The organism is Pseudobacter sp. (genome assembly GCF_051955275.1).
Classification (GTDB): Bacteria; Bacteroidota; Bacteroidia; order Chitinophagales; family Chitinophagaceae; genus Pseudobacter.
Genome location: NZ_JBQCGW010000050.1, coordinates 1 through 15,275 on the forward strand (window position 1 = coordinate 1; position 15,275 = coordinate 15,275).

Annotated in this window: 9 protein-coding genes; 6 read left to right on the top strand and 3 right to left on the bottom strand. The window is 49.3% G+C overall.

Annotation, left to right across the window (positions count from 1 at the left end):
• The 3 genes from ACTHMC_RS04965 to ACTHMC_RS04975 all read right to left on the bottom strand — a co-directional run.
• On the bottom strand, window positions 1-227 hold a 227-nt coding region (locus ACTHMC_RS04965; protein ID WP_440411375.1), incomplete at its 3' end, for a hypothetical protein.
• 66 nt (window positions 228-293) lie between these two features.
• Window positions 294-1,070 carry a response regulator transcription factor gene (locus ACTHMC_RS04970; protein WP_440411376.1) on the bottom strand — a complete coding sequence of 259 codons (777 nt, stop codon included), beginning with the start codon at window positions 1,068-1,070 and terminating at the stop codon, window positions 294-296.
• A gap of 24 nt (window positions 1,071-1,094) precedes the next feature.
• Window positions 1,095-4,175, bottom strand: coding sequence for a two-component regulator propeller domain-containing protein (locus ACTHMC_RS04975; RefSeq protein WP_440411378.1), 3,081 nt, complete (start codon window positions 4,173-4,175; stop codon window positions 1,095-1,097).
• Between the two features lie 150 nt (window positions 4,176-4,325).
• Here ACTHMC_RS04975 and ACTHMC_RS04980 point away from each other — a divergent pair, with 150 nt between their 5' ends.
• From ACTHMC_RS04980 to ACTHMC_RS05005, 6 genes are read left to right on the top strand one after another with little or no spacing between them, the layout of a single operon-like run.
• The gene (locus ACTHMC_RS04980) at window positions 4,326-7,577 is read left to right on the top strand and encodes a SusC/RagA family TonB-linked outer membrane protein (protein WP_440411380.1); all 3,252 of its coding nucleotides are present in this window, start codon (window positions 4,326-4,328) and stop codon (window positions 7,575-7,577) included.
• Between the two features lie 20 nt (window positions 7,578-7,597).
• Window positions 7,598-9,490, top strand: coding sequence for a RagB/SusD family nutrient uptake outer membrane protein (locus tag ACTHMC_RS04985; RefSeq protein ID WP_440411382.1), 1,893 nt, complete (start codon window positions 7,598-7,600; stop codon window positions 9,488-9,490).
• A 25-nt stretch (window positions 9,491-9,515) separates the two neighbouring features.
• Window positions 9,516-10,217: a DUF3823 domain-containing protein gene (locus ACTHMC_RS04990; protein ID WP_440411384.1), complete on the top strand. Its 702-nt coding sequence runs from the start codon at window positions 9,516-9,518 to the stop codon at window positions 10,215-10,217.
• A gap of 39 nt (window positions 10,218-10,256) precedes the next feature.
• The gene (locus ACTHMC_RS04995) at window positions 10,257-12,107 is read left to right on the top strand and encodes a glycoside hydrolase family 2 protein (protein WP_440411386.1); all 1,851 of its coding nucleotides are present in this window, start codon (window positions 10,257-10,259) and stop codon (window positions 12,105-12,107) included.
• Window positions 12,108-12,114: 7 nt separating this feature from the next.
• The gene (locus ACTHMC_RS05000; RefSeq protein ID WP_440411388.1) at window positions 12,115-14,100 is read left to right on the top strand and encodes a glutaminase domain-containing protein; all 1,986 of its coding nucleotides are present in this window, start codon (window positions 12,115-12,117) and stop codon (window positions 14,098-14,100) included.
• 9 nt (window positions 14,101-14,109) lie between these two features.
• Window positions 14,110-15,273, top strand: a complete 1,164-nt coding sequence (locus ACTHMC_RS05005; RefSeq protein ID WP_440411390.1) for an aldose epimerase family protein — start codon at window positions 14,110-14,112, stop codon at window positions 15,271-15,273.
• The last annotated feature ends 2 nt before the right edge of the window (window positions 15,274-15,275 follow it).

Consider the following 15,275-nt stretch of genomic DNA (forward strand, 5'->3'; position numbering starts at 1 on the left):
CTGCCATTGTCATTTACTTTCATGGTGCCGCCGGTGGTGCCGATGAATAATTTATTGGTCTTGTCGAAGGTGGTCTGCATGAAATAATTGTCTTCTATCACGCATACGGTTTCCACGGTGCCGGTGCTCACCATTTTCCAGGCGCCATCCAGTTTCTGTGCAAAGGAAGAAGCGCTGGTCAACAGCAGGCTCAGTACAACTGTAGTGCTTGCAAGCATTTTTTTCATGGTCGTTGATTTGTATTCTAAATGTAATGATTCCGTATGAAACGGGCGTCTGGCGTATGGGTTCAATCAGTTCTTTTTCCGCTCCTGTGCCTTCTGTTGCTGGTATTCAGTAGGCGTCATATTGAACTGCCGCTGGAAATTCCGCGCAAAATTGCTCTGGGAGCTGAATCCCACCATCGCTGCAATTTCATAGATCCTGTACTCTCCGCTTGTCAGCAGTTCCGCAGATCGCTTCAGCCGGATGATATTGATGAACTCCAGCGGGCTCAGTTCAGAAACAGCTTTGATCTTACGGTACAAGGTAATGCGGCTCATATTCATGAACCTGGCCAGTTGCTCCACGTTCAGATCTTCCTCTTCCAGGTGTTTGTAAATGGCTTCATTCAATTGTTCCAGGAATCGCTCATCCGCTTTGGTATGTGCCATGCTCTGGATATGCGCCAGGGGCGAACTGGTAAAGAAGTTGCGGAGCATGGCACGGTTGTTCAGCAGGCTGGCTATCTGCGCCATCAGGTGCTCTTTGGAAAAGGGTTTTTCTATATAGGCATCGGCCCCGAGCTCAAGCCCTTCCACTTTCGACTGAATGGTGTTTTTAGCCGTGAGCAGCATTACAGGAATATGTGAATACTCGAAGTTGGATTTGATCATTTTGCACAATTCAAAACCATCCATCACAGGCATCATCACATCACTGATGACTAACTGAACTGGCTCCGCTTCCAGCACCCGCAGGGCTTCACGGCCATCCGCAGCTTTGAGGATCGTATATTTGGTATGGAGGATCCTTTCCAGGAAATCCAGTATCTCTTCTTCATCGTCTACCAGTAGAATGATAGGTTGCATAGGCAGGTTGGTTAGGTTTTTTCTTTATGTATTGGCCAGCGGCAGTTTCAGTACAAAAGTATTCTGCATGCCTGTTTGTTCTTTCAGATAGAGCTCACCTTTGTGCAATTCCGCCAGGGAACGGGCCAGCGTCAGTCCGATACCGGTCCCTTTTTGTTTTACATTCTGTTTGAGCCGGTAGAACGGCTCAAAGATCCTTTCCCGGAGATCGGCCGGTACCGGTGGTCCATCAGTGCTGATCTCAATCTGCACAAACTGATCGTCTTTTTTCACTGGCAGCAGTTTCACCCACATGGCTGTCTCTGCATATTTCACGCCATTACTGAAAAGATTGCTCAATATCTTTTGCAAAGCCTCTTCATCAGCCATGATGGAAATATGTTCTTCAGGCATTTCGATGGTATAGGACAGGTTGCGTTTCTTCGCCAGTGGGGCGAAATTGGAATAGATTTCCTGTAACAGGGTATCTATTTCCACTTTTGCAAACTCGATACTGAAGCCCCTGGTTTCCGTCTGCCTGAAATCAAGGATCTGCGATACCAGTGTGAGCAGGCGGTTGGTATTCCTGTCCATCATAAGCACATCCTCCCTGATCACCGGCAGCTCGTCCAGTTTTTCCATCAGGTTTTCCACCGGCCCTTTTATAAGCGTCAAAGGAGTTTTGATCTCATGCGCCACATTGGTGAAGAAATCGAACTTGGCTTCATAGATCTCTTTCTCCTTTTGCACTTCAATCCTTTTATGATAGGTCTGGAAGAGATACCAGGCAAGACTTCCCAGTAATAATCCATACACCAGGTAGGCCCAGGTGGTGCGATACCAGGGTGGCATAATACGGATCACCAGCGGTTTTGCTTCCTGTCCCCATTGATCATTGATCCCCGCTTTCACATGAAACGTATATTCTCCCGGTGGTATATTGGTGAAATAAACTTTCCGGTTGGTATTGATGGTGGTCCAGTTTTTTTCAAGCCCCTCCATCTTATAACTGTAACTGGTGATATCAGGTGCGGTAAAACTGAGCGCTGCAAAATCGATGCTGATACTCGACTGATCTGCGGGCAGTTCTATTCTTCCCGTATGAAGGATAGATTGTTTCAGTGCTGAACTGTCGGCATGCACCACCAATTCTTTGTTATGTACCTGTATTCCCGTGAGGTATACAGGGGTCACCATCACATTACGGGTAAATGTTTCAGGTCTGAAAGTTACCATACCTTTGATGCTCCCGAAATACATGGTGCCTTCGGAGTCTTTGAAACCTGAATGATAATTGAACTGGTCATTCAGCAGGCCATTGGATTTCCGGTATACGATCATTTTGCCGGTGGCAGGATCAAAATCCACTAACCCCCGCGAAGTGCTTACCCAGAGATGCTTGTTATTGTCTTCCGTGATCTTGAAAATATAGTTACTCGGAAGACCGTTGGCAGTAGTATACCTTGTAAACTTTTTCCGGTCTGCACTCATGGAACAAAAGCCTGATCCTTCTGTAGCAAACCATAACCGTCCATCGCTGCTCTCGCAGATGGAGTTGATGGCATTGCCGGCAAGGCTATTGCTGTTTTCCGGATCGTTTTTCAAGGCTCCTTTCACACCCGTCGCCGGGTTGAACCAGTACACGCCCCAGCCGTGCGTGCCCGCCCAGATGGTCTGGCGGCTGTCTTCCAGGAGGGTAGAAACGTTAATGCCGCCAGGTACAGCCGCTTCCCTGTCCCAGCCATCATTTTCCGTATCATAACGATACAGATGATTACCCGTACCCGCATACACGATGCCTGCTTTGGATTTGAGGAAGCAGAGACCGAAATTATTCCTCAGTTGCTTCGGACCCATGCCCGCATCATAATGCCGCTTCACTTTACCGGTCCGGATGTCCATCAGGTCGATCCCATGTTCATGCGTGCCTATCCAGAGATCATTACCATCTACCAGCAGTCCATGGATATTGTAATAGGAGATGCTGCCCGGCAATCCGGTAGGATGGAAACTGGTAATAACGCCCGTACGGCGGTTGAGCTTATTCAGACCGGCATCCTCCGTACCGATCCAGATATTGCCATCATTGTCTTCACAGATCTCGCGCACGGCATTGCCGCTGATTGAATTTGCTGAATTATCAGGGTAATATTTTTTGAAGGAAGTATTCTGTTTTGGAAAATAATTGATGCCGCCGAAGAAAGTGCCTGCCCATACACCGCCTTCACGGTCCTTACACAAAGTGTACACGGCATTGTCTGCAAGTGAGTAGGGGTCCAGGAATTTTTTCTTCAGGTTCACCAGTTCCCCGTTCTCTTTCATGATGAAGATACCTGACTCGGTGGCCAGCCAGTATTCACCGGGTGCATACCGGAGAATATCACGCACATAGATAGTGGTCTTGTCAGGGTTGTACGTCAGGATCTGTTTGAAGCTTCCCGTAGCAATATCAAATTGTTTCAGGCCCTGGCAACTGGTGCCGATGAAAAGGGTGCCATTATCGCCAGACACTATTCTTTCGATATAACAACTGGCCATCGGCCAGCTCCCGGACCTTAAGGGGTAGCGTTTGAATGTTTCAGAAACAGTATCAAAACGCTGCAGTGCGCCATCCAGCGAGGCGAACCACATATCACCGTTGTCAGCAGTACAGAGCGTTGTAGCGGTGATGTATATGCGCTCATCGAAACGTTTGAGTTGTCTGGTGTTGAAGTTGTAACGGCAAACAGTGCGGCCGCTCATGAACCACATCTGTCCGCTGTGGTCCATCCTGATATTGTTCACACCGGTTACATTGTTGAAGAACCGGACCAGCTTCTCGCTTTCTTCATTGAACCGGTACAGGCCTTTTTCTGCGCCTACCCACATTACACCTTCGGGATCGAGAAACAGACTGAAGATCAGATCGCGGCCCGGTGTGCCTTTATCTTCACCCAGCTGAAATAATCTGAACTGGTAGCCGTCAAAACGATTGAGCCCTTCCTTGGTGCCGAACCAGAGAAATCCTTTCCTGTCCTGCAGGCTGCAGGTCACTGAATTATTACTGAGACCATTCTCCGTCTGATAATGCCTGGAATAATACGATTGTGCATTTGCTGATAAAACAGCAAGCAGCAGAAACAGCATGCAACATTTTGTATAAATAATGATACGCATGGAATGGTCGTATTGAAAAAGCAATCGTTATTTCATGAATCGATTTAAAAGTAACCATTATCACTGAAAAAAATCGTGTAAACGTTTGCAACCATTACTTAACTAACAATTGATTGCTGTATGAAAGTTCATTCATGGCAATCCCAGCCGGGAATTGCATACGGTATCGCCATGCACCCATGGCAGATCAGCCGCACCTTACTGGCAGCCTTATTCCTCTTTCTCTTCTGTTTTCCTGCAGCTGCACAGGATACAACAAAACTCAGTAAAGACAATGCTGTATTGATCGCTGTTAGTCCGAAGGACACAACGGGTACCATTATACGAGGTATTGTAAAAGACAGTACCGGCATTGGCCTCGGGCAGGTGACGGTGCTGGAGAAAGGCACTAAGAATGCCACCATCACGGCTGCCGATGGCAGCTTCTCCATCCGTCTCCGTAAAAATACCAGCGCCCTCGAAATCTCTTCGGTAGGCTTTCTTACGCAAACCATTACACCCGGTAACCAGGCAAGCCTGGAGATCACGCTGGAGCGCGACCGGCGCGATATGGGCGAAGTGGTGGTGATCGGTTATGCAGCTAAAAAGAAGGAAAGTCTTACCGGTGCCATCTCCACCATCACGGCCAAAGACATGGAACGCGTTCATGGTGGCTCTACGGTCAGCAGCGGACTGGCAGGAAAGATCCCGGGTGTTTCTTTCCGGATGCCTGATGGAAGGCCCGGTTCTGCGGCCACCATCCAGATCCGTAACATGGGAACACCGCTCTATGTAATCGATGGCATACAACAGGATGCCGGTCAGTTCAATAACCTGGCGCCAAACGATATCGAAAGCGTTACTGTGCTGAAAGACGCATCAGCAGCGGTTTACGGCGTTCGGGCCGCCAACGGCGTAGTGGTGGTCACCACCAAAAAAGGTAAGATGGGTGCCCGCAATACCTTCAATGTGGATGGATATGTGGGTACACAGAACTGGACCAGCTTCCCTGATGTGCTTACCAGCTCATACGATTACATGAAATACCGCGCCGAAGCAGAGATCAACCGCTATGGCAGTACCAATATAACCGACGAAGAATTGGCGAAATACCAGGCAGGCACTGAGCGTGGCTACCAGAGCTTCGACTGGAAAGACTTTATCGTAAAGAAAGATGCGCCTATGTATTCACTCAATGTGAATGCTTCCGGCGGATCAGACCGCATTCAGTATTATCTCTCGGGTACACGACTCTGGCAGAATTCCGTACTGGGCCGCGAGTTCACCTTCGAACGCAATAACATGCAATCGAATGTAACGGCAAAGATCTCCAACAGGCTCAAACTCGGCATGCAGGTGAATGGCCGCATTGAAACGAGAGAAAATCCAGGTGTGCCCTACCAGGATGATTACTGGCTCGCCCGCTTCGCCATCCTGCGCAATACACCCCTGGAAAGACCTTATGCAAACGATAATCCTGAGTACCTCAACGATATCAAACACAATGAAACCAACTGGGCCTATCTCAATAAAAAATATGCAGGCCGTTACAAAAGCGACTGGCGTGTATTGCAAAGCAACTTCACGGCAGAGTACCAGATCCCGTATGTAAAAGGACTGGTGCTGAGCGGCATCTTCTCCTACTACTATGCAGACCACCTGCTCAATAACCACGAGTATACCTACAAGACCTATACTTATGATGTTGGTAACAATACTTACAGTCCAACCGGCGGCAGTACCAACCCCTGGCGCGAACGCGAACAGATTAAACAGGTGAATTACAATACCCAGGTGCAACTCAGCTATAACCAGACTTTCGGGCTGCACAGCATCAGCGCCACCCTGGTAGCGGAGCGCATCAAGAACCAGCGCCTTCGCAACTGGATCCACTCCGTGCCCAGCTCCAACGTACTGCCACTGATCTATTTCAATACCGCCGATACGTATAACGACAGTGATGACCGTGAAGCAAGGATCGGTTATATCGGCCGCGTGAGTTACGGATATGATAACCGCTACTTCCTTGACCTGGCAGGCAGGCGTGATGCGAGTTATCTCTTTGCTCCCAATAACCGCGTGGGTTATTTTCCTTCCGTGTCTGCCGCCTGGAGAATTACCGGAGAGAAATTTGTGCAGAAATTACTGGGAGATCAGAACATTTTAACCGACCTCAAGCTCCGGGCATCATGGGGCGTACTGGGTGATGATAAACAGGCAAACGGCGATCCCATCGTTCCTCCTTTTGCTTATATCGAAGGTTACAATTACGGACAGCCCACTGCCATCCTCGATGGACAGGCAGTACTGGGCACCCGCGATAAAGGCGTTCCCATCAACAATATCACCTGGATCAGAAGCGCCATTACCAATATCGGTCTTGATTTCAGTTTGCTGAACGGCAAGCTCACCGGTAGTGTGGAATATTTCTACCGCAAGCGCACCAAGCTCCGTGGCCGCAAGCAGGACAGGCTGGTACCACTGGAGATCGGTTACGCGCTGCCTGATGAAAGCATCAACAGTGATGCACAGTTCGGACAGGAAGCCGCATTGAACTATACAGGAACTATCGGAAAGCTGAACTTCAGTGTGGGAGGTAATGTAATGTATACAAGAGGCAAATTCCTTTCTTCCTACAACCCTGTATTTTTCCACTCATGGGACCAGTACAGGAATTCCATGGAGAACCGTTTCCTGCGGATCGACTGGGGACTGCAGACCATCGGACAGTTCCAGAGCATGGAAGAGATCACCGGTTATCCGGTCAATATCGATGGCAAAGGCAATACCACTTTGCTTCCGGGAGACCTCATCTATGCTGACCTTAACGGAGATAATAAGATCGATGGATATGATATGCGTCCCATCGGCTACGGCAGGGGCACTCAACCCAATATCAGTTATGGTTTCAATTTCGGACTGAGCTATAAGAGCTTCGACTTCCATGCTGATTTCTCCGGCTCCGCGGGCTTCACCTGGTTTCAGAGCTGGGAAACAAGATGGGCCTTCCAGAATGATGGCAACCTCAATACCATCTTCCTGGACCGCTGGCACCGTGAGGATATGCGTGACCCCAACAGCAAATGGATCCCCGGAAAATATCCTGCCAACCGCTTTAACAATGGCGATCACAGCAACTACCGTGACTCGGATTTCTGGGCGCATAATGTGAAGTACCTCCGCGCCAGAACTATCGAGCTGGGATATGCGCTTCCGGGCCACCTGATATCCAAACTGAAAATGCAGCGCGCCCGCGTGTATATCAATACCTACAATCTCTTTACGCTGAGCAATCTCAATAAGTTTGATGTAGACCCTGAAATAGCGGAAGAGAATGGCTTGCAGTTCCCTCAGAACAGGATCCTCAACGTAGGTATCAATCTCTCATTTTAAGTATTGCAAAAATGAAGACGATGAACAAGATCATTAAACTGACAACCATATCGCTGCTGCTGGGATCATCAGCATGCATGAAGGACAAGGATTTTCTGAATGTCCCTTCCAACTCTATCCTCACCAATGAACAGGCTTTCTCGGAGCCATCACAGGTTCTATCCATCCTGGCTGACCTCTACAACCGGCAGCTGGATTTCACCAACTTCGACAGCTGGCAGAGCTTTGCCGATTTCAGTGAAAGCTTTCCCAGCCAGAACGACCAGGAATTCTTTGTAAAAAGAACAGGCTGGGGATTTGGCGAATGGGGTACCTGGGATTACGGTTATATCCGCGATGTAAATCTCTTTTTAGAACGGGCTACTGCCGCTACCAAACTGGAAGAGTCAGACAAGAGCCGTTTCATTGCAGAGGGACGTTTCCTGCGTGCCAATTTTTATTTTGAAATGACCAAGCGAATGGGTGGTGTGCCACTCATCCTGAAATCATTGTACTATGAACTGGGCAGCGATCCTGCTTCTTTACAATTCCCCCGTGCGAAAGAATCTGAGATGTATGATTTTGTCATAGCAGAAGCAGAGGCTATCAAAGACCAGTTGCCGGCGAATGCCACAATCAAGAGCAGAGCTACCAAAGGTGCAGCACTGGCAATGGCTGCAAGGGCCGCCGTGTACGCGGGTTCCATTGCCCGGTATGGCAATGTTACGCCATCCGTTACACTGCCCGGTGGGGAAGTAGGCATTCCTGCTGATAAGGCTGATGCTTATTATGAGAAGGCGCTCAGTTTGGCCAAAGACATCATCAATGGCAGTGCAGGTGCATATGCGCTCTATAAAGCAAAGCCTGATCCTGTTGAGAACTTCACGTATATCTTCCTGGACAAAGGCACCAATCCTGAGCCCATCTTCACAGAGGATTACCGGCTCAGAAGCGGCAAAGTGCATTATTTCACCGGCTGGAACCAGCCACGATATGGAGCTGAGGAAGAAGAGGGGGGAAGGATCAATCCATCGCTCAACCTGGTGCAGGCCTTTGAGAAACTCGATAATACATTTGCCCCGCTGCCCATAACAGATGGCGGTGGCAATCCCATCTTCTACAATAATCCCACTGATCTGTTTGCGGGCCGTGATCCGCGTTTAGCCGCTACCGTTATACTACCCGGATCCAGCTTCAAGAACCGTCCGGTTGATATCTGGGCAGGTGTGCAACTGAACAATGGTACCATTGTGTCCGGTGACGACCGTGGCGCGCAGAAGCCTTTGCCCGGCAGCGCCACCCCTGTGCAGGTGGTAGGTTTCGATGGTCCCATCAATGCAAAAGAATTCACGGCACAGTCCGGCTTCTATATCCGGAAATACCTGGATCCCACACCGGGTGCTGGCTCCCGTGGTACCAACAGTGAAGTGCCTTTCATCCGATATCGTTTTGCAGAAGTGCTGCTGAATGCAGCAGAAGCGGCCTTTGAGCTGAACAGGAAGGATGAAGCGGCCGGATATCTCAATGAAGTAAGAAAGCGGGCCGGGTTCACAATTGACCTGACAGCTGCACAGATAACCTTCGATCGCATTGTGCACGAACGCAGGGTGGAGCTGGCTTTTGAAGGACATATCCTCTTTGATATGAAACGCTGGAGGCTGGCGCACCAGGTCTGGGATGGCAACAGGATGACTGCTGCCGAACTGGTCACCAATATCGGCAAAGCCAATAAGAGGAGCACGCAGCCCTGGGCTTTATGGCCATACAAGTACCATGCTCCTGGTGATCCCAATCATGGCAAGTGGCTGTTCAAAATTGTGCTGCCGGCGCTGGTCACAGGTACCAATAATTTCCAGCTTGGCAATTATTATTCTTTCATCAGTGATGAAGTGCGGGCCAGCAATCCAAAGATCGTAAGGCAGCCGAATCAGTAATTGTTCATCATTCAATGGCATGATCATGAAAGTAAAACTCATATCCATCATATTGCTGGCAGGCTGCACAATTGCAGTGAGCTGCAAAAAAGATAATTACGAAGCGCCATCGGCAAGCCTTACCGGCAAACTGGTGTACAAGGGAGAACCGATAGGCGTGGAACACGATAAAGTACCCTTCGAACTATACCAGTATGGCTTCGGAAAAACAGGCCCCATGGGCAATACCTTCAAGCAGGACGGCAGTTACTCCATGCTGCTCTTCAACGGCGAGTACAAATTGGTTGTGCCTGAAGGACAGGGACCTTTCCAATGGAAAAAAACTCCTCAGGGCAGGCCGGATACCGTTGTGATCAATATCAGCGGCAATCATACACAGGACCTGGAAGTAACACCGTATTTTATGATCCGGAATGTACAACTGACGGCCGGGGGCGGGAAAGTGAATGCCAGCTTCGGTCTGGAGAAGATCATTACAGACGCCTCCGGAAAAAATATAGAGAATGTAGCACTCTACATAAACAGAACATCCTTTGTGTCTGGCACCGATAATAATGGTTCGGCTTCCGTGAACGGCGCCGATATCACTGATCCCGCCAATGTTACACTCTCCGTGAACATTCCGGGAATGACGCCTGCGCAGAACTATATTTTCGCACGCATCGGGCTTAAGATCGATGGAGTGGAAGACAGGATCTTCTCACCACTGGTGAAGCTGAGCTTCTGATGAGGTGATGCGTTTGTTTTCAATTTCTAAACTTTCATAATGATGAAGAAGTACAGCCTCCTGATTGGATTACTATGTGCCGGCGCCAATCTTTTTGCGCAGGACTGGACAGTTAAACGAAACAGGATCCTTACCCCCTGGGCGGAGCAGGTAAAAGCGGACAAGCCACTGCCTGACTATCCGCGGCCTCAGATGGTGCGCAGTAAATGGATGAACCTAAATGGCCTCTGGCAATACAATATCCAGCCGGCATCCCTGCAGGGTAAGCCCGCTGCGTTCGAAGGCCCAATACTGGTTCCCTTTGCTGTTGAATCAGCGTTATCAGGTGTTGAAAGAAAAGTGGGAAAAGACAGTGTGCTCTGGTACGAAAGAAATTTTACAGTACCGGCGGATTTCAAAAAGCACAATGTACTGCTGCATTTCGGAGCAGTGGACTGGGATTGTACCGTATTTGTGAATGGACAGGAGATCGGCAATCATAAAGGTGGCTATACAGCCTTTTCATTTGATATTACCAGCGCATTGAAAAAATCAGGATCACAGACTGTTACCGTCCGGGTATGGGACCCTTCCGACGAAGGCCCGCAGCCAAGAGGCAAGCAGGTGGTAAAACCTCATGGCATCTGGTATACTCCGGTGACGGGCATCTGGCAAACGGTATGGATCGAAGCCGTTGCTCCCACCTATATCAGTAATATAAAACAAACACCGGATATCGATAAAAAGAAACTGGTTGTTTCCACTGAAGTTAAGAGTTCTCAGGATGGTGACCAGGTGCGCATTACAGCCTTTAAGGATAACCAGAAGATAGCGGAACAAACTGTGCCGGTAAACAGTGAGGGGGCTTTGAATATCGATAACCCTGTGTTATGGAGCCCTTCCAATCCGGTGCTCTATGATCTGAAATTTGCTGTCTTACGTAAAGGTAAAATCATCGATACCGTTGCCAGTTATTTCGCCATGCGCAAGATCTCCATGGGAAAAGACAATAATGGCATCCAGCGCATGCTGCTCAATAATGAATTTGTATTTCAGTACGGGCCGCTCGATCAGGGCTGGTGGCCCGATGGATTGTACACCGCACCCACCGATGAAGCCCTGAAATTCGATATCGTGCAAACGAAGGAAATGGGCTTCAATATGATCCGTAAACATGTAAAATTAGAACCAGCGCGCTGGTACCGCTACTGCGATGAACTGGGTTTACTGGTTTGGCAGGATATGCCGAGCGGCGACCTGGGCAATAGTTGGGAGCCCGATCCCGGTTCCTATGGCCGTGCCTCCGATAAGCAACGTACCGATGCCTCCGATAAGATCTACCGTGCCGAATGGAATGAGATCATGCAGCAGTTCCATCACTTCCCCAGTATTGTGGTATGGGTTCCTTTCAATGAAGCATGGGGACAGTATAAAACAAAGGATATAACGGAATGGACGATGCGAAATGACCCTTCCAGGCTGGTGAACAGCGCCAGCGGCGGTAATTTTGAGCCGGTAGGACATATCATGGACCTGCACCATTATCCCGATCCCAGCATGCCGCGCCCCGACCTGTTCGGTGCAGACCGCATCCTGGTGCTGGGCGAGTTCGGTGGACTGGGACTGCCACTGGAAGGACATACCTGGCAGGAGAAAGACAACTGGGGGTACCAGAGTTACAGGAACAGCCAGGAGCTTTACAAGCGTTATGCAGAACTGATGCAGCGCATTCCGCACCTGATCGAAAAAGGATTGTCTGCCGCCGTGTATACACAAACCACAGATGTGGAGATTGAGACGAATGGCCTGCTTACCTACGACAGGAAACAATTCAAGATCCCCGCAGCACAGCTGAAAGCCGTGCACCAACCCTTGTACCAGACCAAACTTGTTACGCTCGCCAAACAATAAATGCTCCATGAAAAAAATAATATCAGGCTTTGTCTTTTGCCTGCTGGCCGGTTCTTTGCCGGCACAGCGGTCAGCGCCTGCGTACCCATTGATCACACATGATCCTTATTTCAGCATCTGGTCTGCAAGCGACACATTATCGAACAGTTCCACCACACACTGGACAGGAAAATCACTGGCCCTGACTGGTATCCTTAAAGTAGATGGGCAACTCTACCGTTTCATGGGAGCACCATCTGCAGTGCAGGCTGCTATTCAGAAAAGTGTACATATCAGCGCCACTCAAACCACTTACAGTTTCACCTGTGGTAAGGTGGACCTGACTTTACAGTTCACTTCTCCATTGCTGCTGAATAACCTTGATCTTGTGTCCAGACCCGTTTCTTATATCGATACCCGCGCGCAATCAAATGATGGCAAAGCACATGATGTGCAGTTGTACCTCGGCGCCAGTTCGGATCTTGCCGTCAACAAACCAGACCAGGAAGTGACAGCATCGCAGTACAGTGCCAGTGGGCTCAGCCTGCTGAAGGTGGGCACTACTGCCCAACCTGTACTGAAAACAAAGGGAGATGATGTGCGGATCGACTGGGGATATTTCTATGTAGCTGTTCCTGCCGCAAAACAGGTACAGCAGTCCATAACGGACTCCCGTCCGCAGGAACATGCCTTTGATGCAGTAACGCAACAGGCCGCAACGGGCAAACAACTTTCATTGAATACTATCATCCGGTTAGGAGCTGTGAATGCGCCAAAGGAACAACTGATCCTGCTTGGTTATGATGATCTGTACTCCGTGCAGTTCTTCGGTCAGGACCTCAAAGCCTGGTGGAAACAATCAGGCCTCAGCATTGAACAGCTGATGGCCGCCGCAGCCAAAGATCATACCACTACCTTGCAGCAATGTGCTGCATTCAATCAGAAAATGCGTGCAGATGCGGTAGCGGTGGGCGGCAATGAATATGCCCGCTTGTGTGAGCTGGCATACCGCCAGAGCATCGCAGCACATAAACTGGTGAAGAGCCCGCAGGGCGAATTGCTGTTTCTTTCCAAAGAAAATTTCAGCAATGGCAGCATCAATACGGTGGATATAACCTATCCCTCAGCTCCATTATATCTGCTCTATAATCCCGGGCTGCTGAAAGGAATGATGAATGGCATCTTTTATTACAGCGAGAGTGGTAAATGGACCAAGCCTTTTGCGGCGCATGATATAGGCACTTACCCGATCGGAAATGGACAAACATACGGAGAAGATATGCCGGTGGAAGAATCGGGTAATATGATCATTCTTGCGGGAGCTATTGCGAAAGCAGAAGGGAATGCCGCCTATGCAAAAAAGCACTGGAAAACCATCAGCACCTGGGCGGAATACCTGGCACAGGCTGGCTTCGATCCTGCCAACCAGTTGTGTACGGATGACTTCGCAGGTCATCTGGCGCGCAATGCAAACCTCTCCGTGAAAGCCATCGTAGCGCTGGGCGTCTATGCCCGGCTGGCCCGGCAGCTGAATGAAACGGCTGTGGCGGATAAGTACCAGCAACTGGCCAACGGCTTTGTAAAACGATGGATGGAGCTTGCTGATAACGGTGATCATTATGCGCTTACATTCGATGGTAAGGGTACCTGGAGCCAGAAGTACAACCTGGTCTGGGATAAACTGCTGGACCTGCAATTATTTCCGCAGGAAGTTTACCGTAAAGAAGTACAATACTATCTCGGTAAACAGCAGACCTATGGCTTACCGCTCGATAGCCGCAAAACCTATACAAAATCAGACTGGATCATATGGACGGCAACGCTGGCAGACAAGCAGCAGGATTTCAAAGCGCTGACCAGCCCTGTGTTCAGATACGCGGTGGAAACAAGTACCCGCGTACCGCTTAGCGACTGGCATGAAACCACCAACGGCATGATGGTTGGTTTCGTGGCCAGGAGCGTGGTGGGCGGCTACTTCATCAAAATGCTGGAAACAAAATTTAAGAAGAAATAAATTTTATACATGCGCAGGAATAATTTTTCAATTGCCTTGCTGCTCGCCCTGCCTTCTGTTTTTACAGGCTCCTGTGCAGATGAAGCGAAGCAGCCGGAACACACTGCAGCCGTCAGAAGCATCCAACTGCCTGACAGCACAAAGTTCCAGGCCAGCATCGATGGTAAACAAACCAGGCTGTACACCTTGAAGAACAGCAATGGCGTTACTGCCTGCTTCACCAATTTTGGTGGCAGGCTGGTGGGATTGTGGGTGCCCGACAGTGCCGGCAATTTCATAGATGTGGCTATCGGCCTCGGGTCTGTACAGGATTATGCAGGTCCCGATGACGCTTACTTCGGGGCCAGTATCGGCAGATATGGCAACAGGATCGCGAAAGGGAAATTTACACTGGAAGGCAAACAATATTCCTTATTCATCAACAATGGGGTGAATACCCTGCACGGAGGCAGGAAAGGATTTTCAGCGGTGGTATGGGATGCAGAACAGCTGAACGATTCAACGCTGAAACTCTCTTATTTATCCAAAGACGGAGAAGAAGGGTATCCCGGTAATCTCACCGTCAGTATTATTTATTCGCTGACAGAAAACAATGAACTGCGCATGCAGTATGCTGCCACCACAGACAAGACCACCATTGTGAATCTCACCAATCATGCGTATTTTAACCTGAATGGAGAGGGCAGTGGCAGTATCGGTGATCACCTGCTCACCATCGATGCGGAACGGTACACACCGGTGGATTCAACACTGATCCCAACCGGAGAACTTGCGCCTGTGGCAGGTACACCTTTCGATTTCACAAAACCTGTAACTATCGGTTCCAGGTGGAATGAAGCCAATGAGCAACTGAAGAATGGCGGTGGGTATGACCACAATTTCGTACTGAACGGATCAGGATTGAAACCCGCTGCCCGGGTGGTGGGGGATAAATCGGGCATCGTGATGGAAGTTTTCACTGAGGAGCCAGGGCTGCAATTCTATGGCGGCAATTTCATGGCAGGAAAAAATACATTGAAGCAGGGGGCGAAAGATGAGTACAGAACAGCCTTCTGCCTGGAAACGCAGCATTTCCCTGATTCGCCCAACCAGCCCTCATTTCCATCTACAGTATTAAAGCCGGGTGCAAACTATGTTACCGTATCCGTATATAAGTTTTCCGTACGTCAGTAAGG

Bases quoted from the DNA above. Each gene is read 5' to 3' on its own strand.
- ACTHMC_RS05005 (WP_440411390.1), top strand. From the start codon at position 14,110: ATGCGCAGGAATAATTTTTCAATTGCCTTGCTGCTCGCCCTGCCTTCT.
- ACTHMC_RS04975 (WP_440411378.1), bottom strand. From the start codon at position 4,175: ATGCTGTTTCTGCTGCTTGCTGTTTTATCAGCAAATGCACAATCGTAT.
- ACTHMC_RS04980 (WP_440411380.1), top strand. From the start codon at position 4,326: ATGAAAGTTCATTCATGGCAATCCCAGCCGGGAATTGCATACGGTATC.
- ACTHMC_RS04970 (WP_440411376.1), bottom strand. From the start codon at position 1,070: ATGCAACCTATCATTCTACTGGTAGACGATGAAGAAGAGATACTGGAT.
- ACTHMC_RS04990 (WP_440411384.1), top strand. From the start codon at position 9,516: ATGAAAGTAAAACTCATATCCATCATATTGCTGGCAGGCTGCACAATT.
- ACTHMC_RS04995 (WP_440411386.1), top strand. From the start codon at position 10,257: ATGATGAAGAAGTACAGCCTCCTGATTGGATTACTATGTGCCGGCGCC.
- ACTHMC_RS04985 (WP_440411382.1), top strand. From the start codon at position 7,598: ATGAACAAGATCATTAAACTGACAACCATATCGCTGCTGCTGGGATCA.
- ACTHMC_RS05000 (WP_440411388.1), top strand. From the start codon at position 12,115: ATGAAAAAAATAATATCAGGCTTTGTCTTTTGCCTGCTGGCCGGTTCT.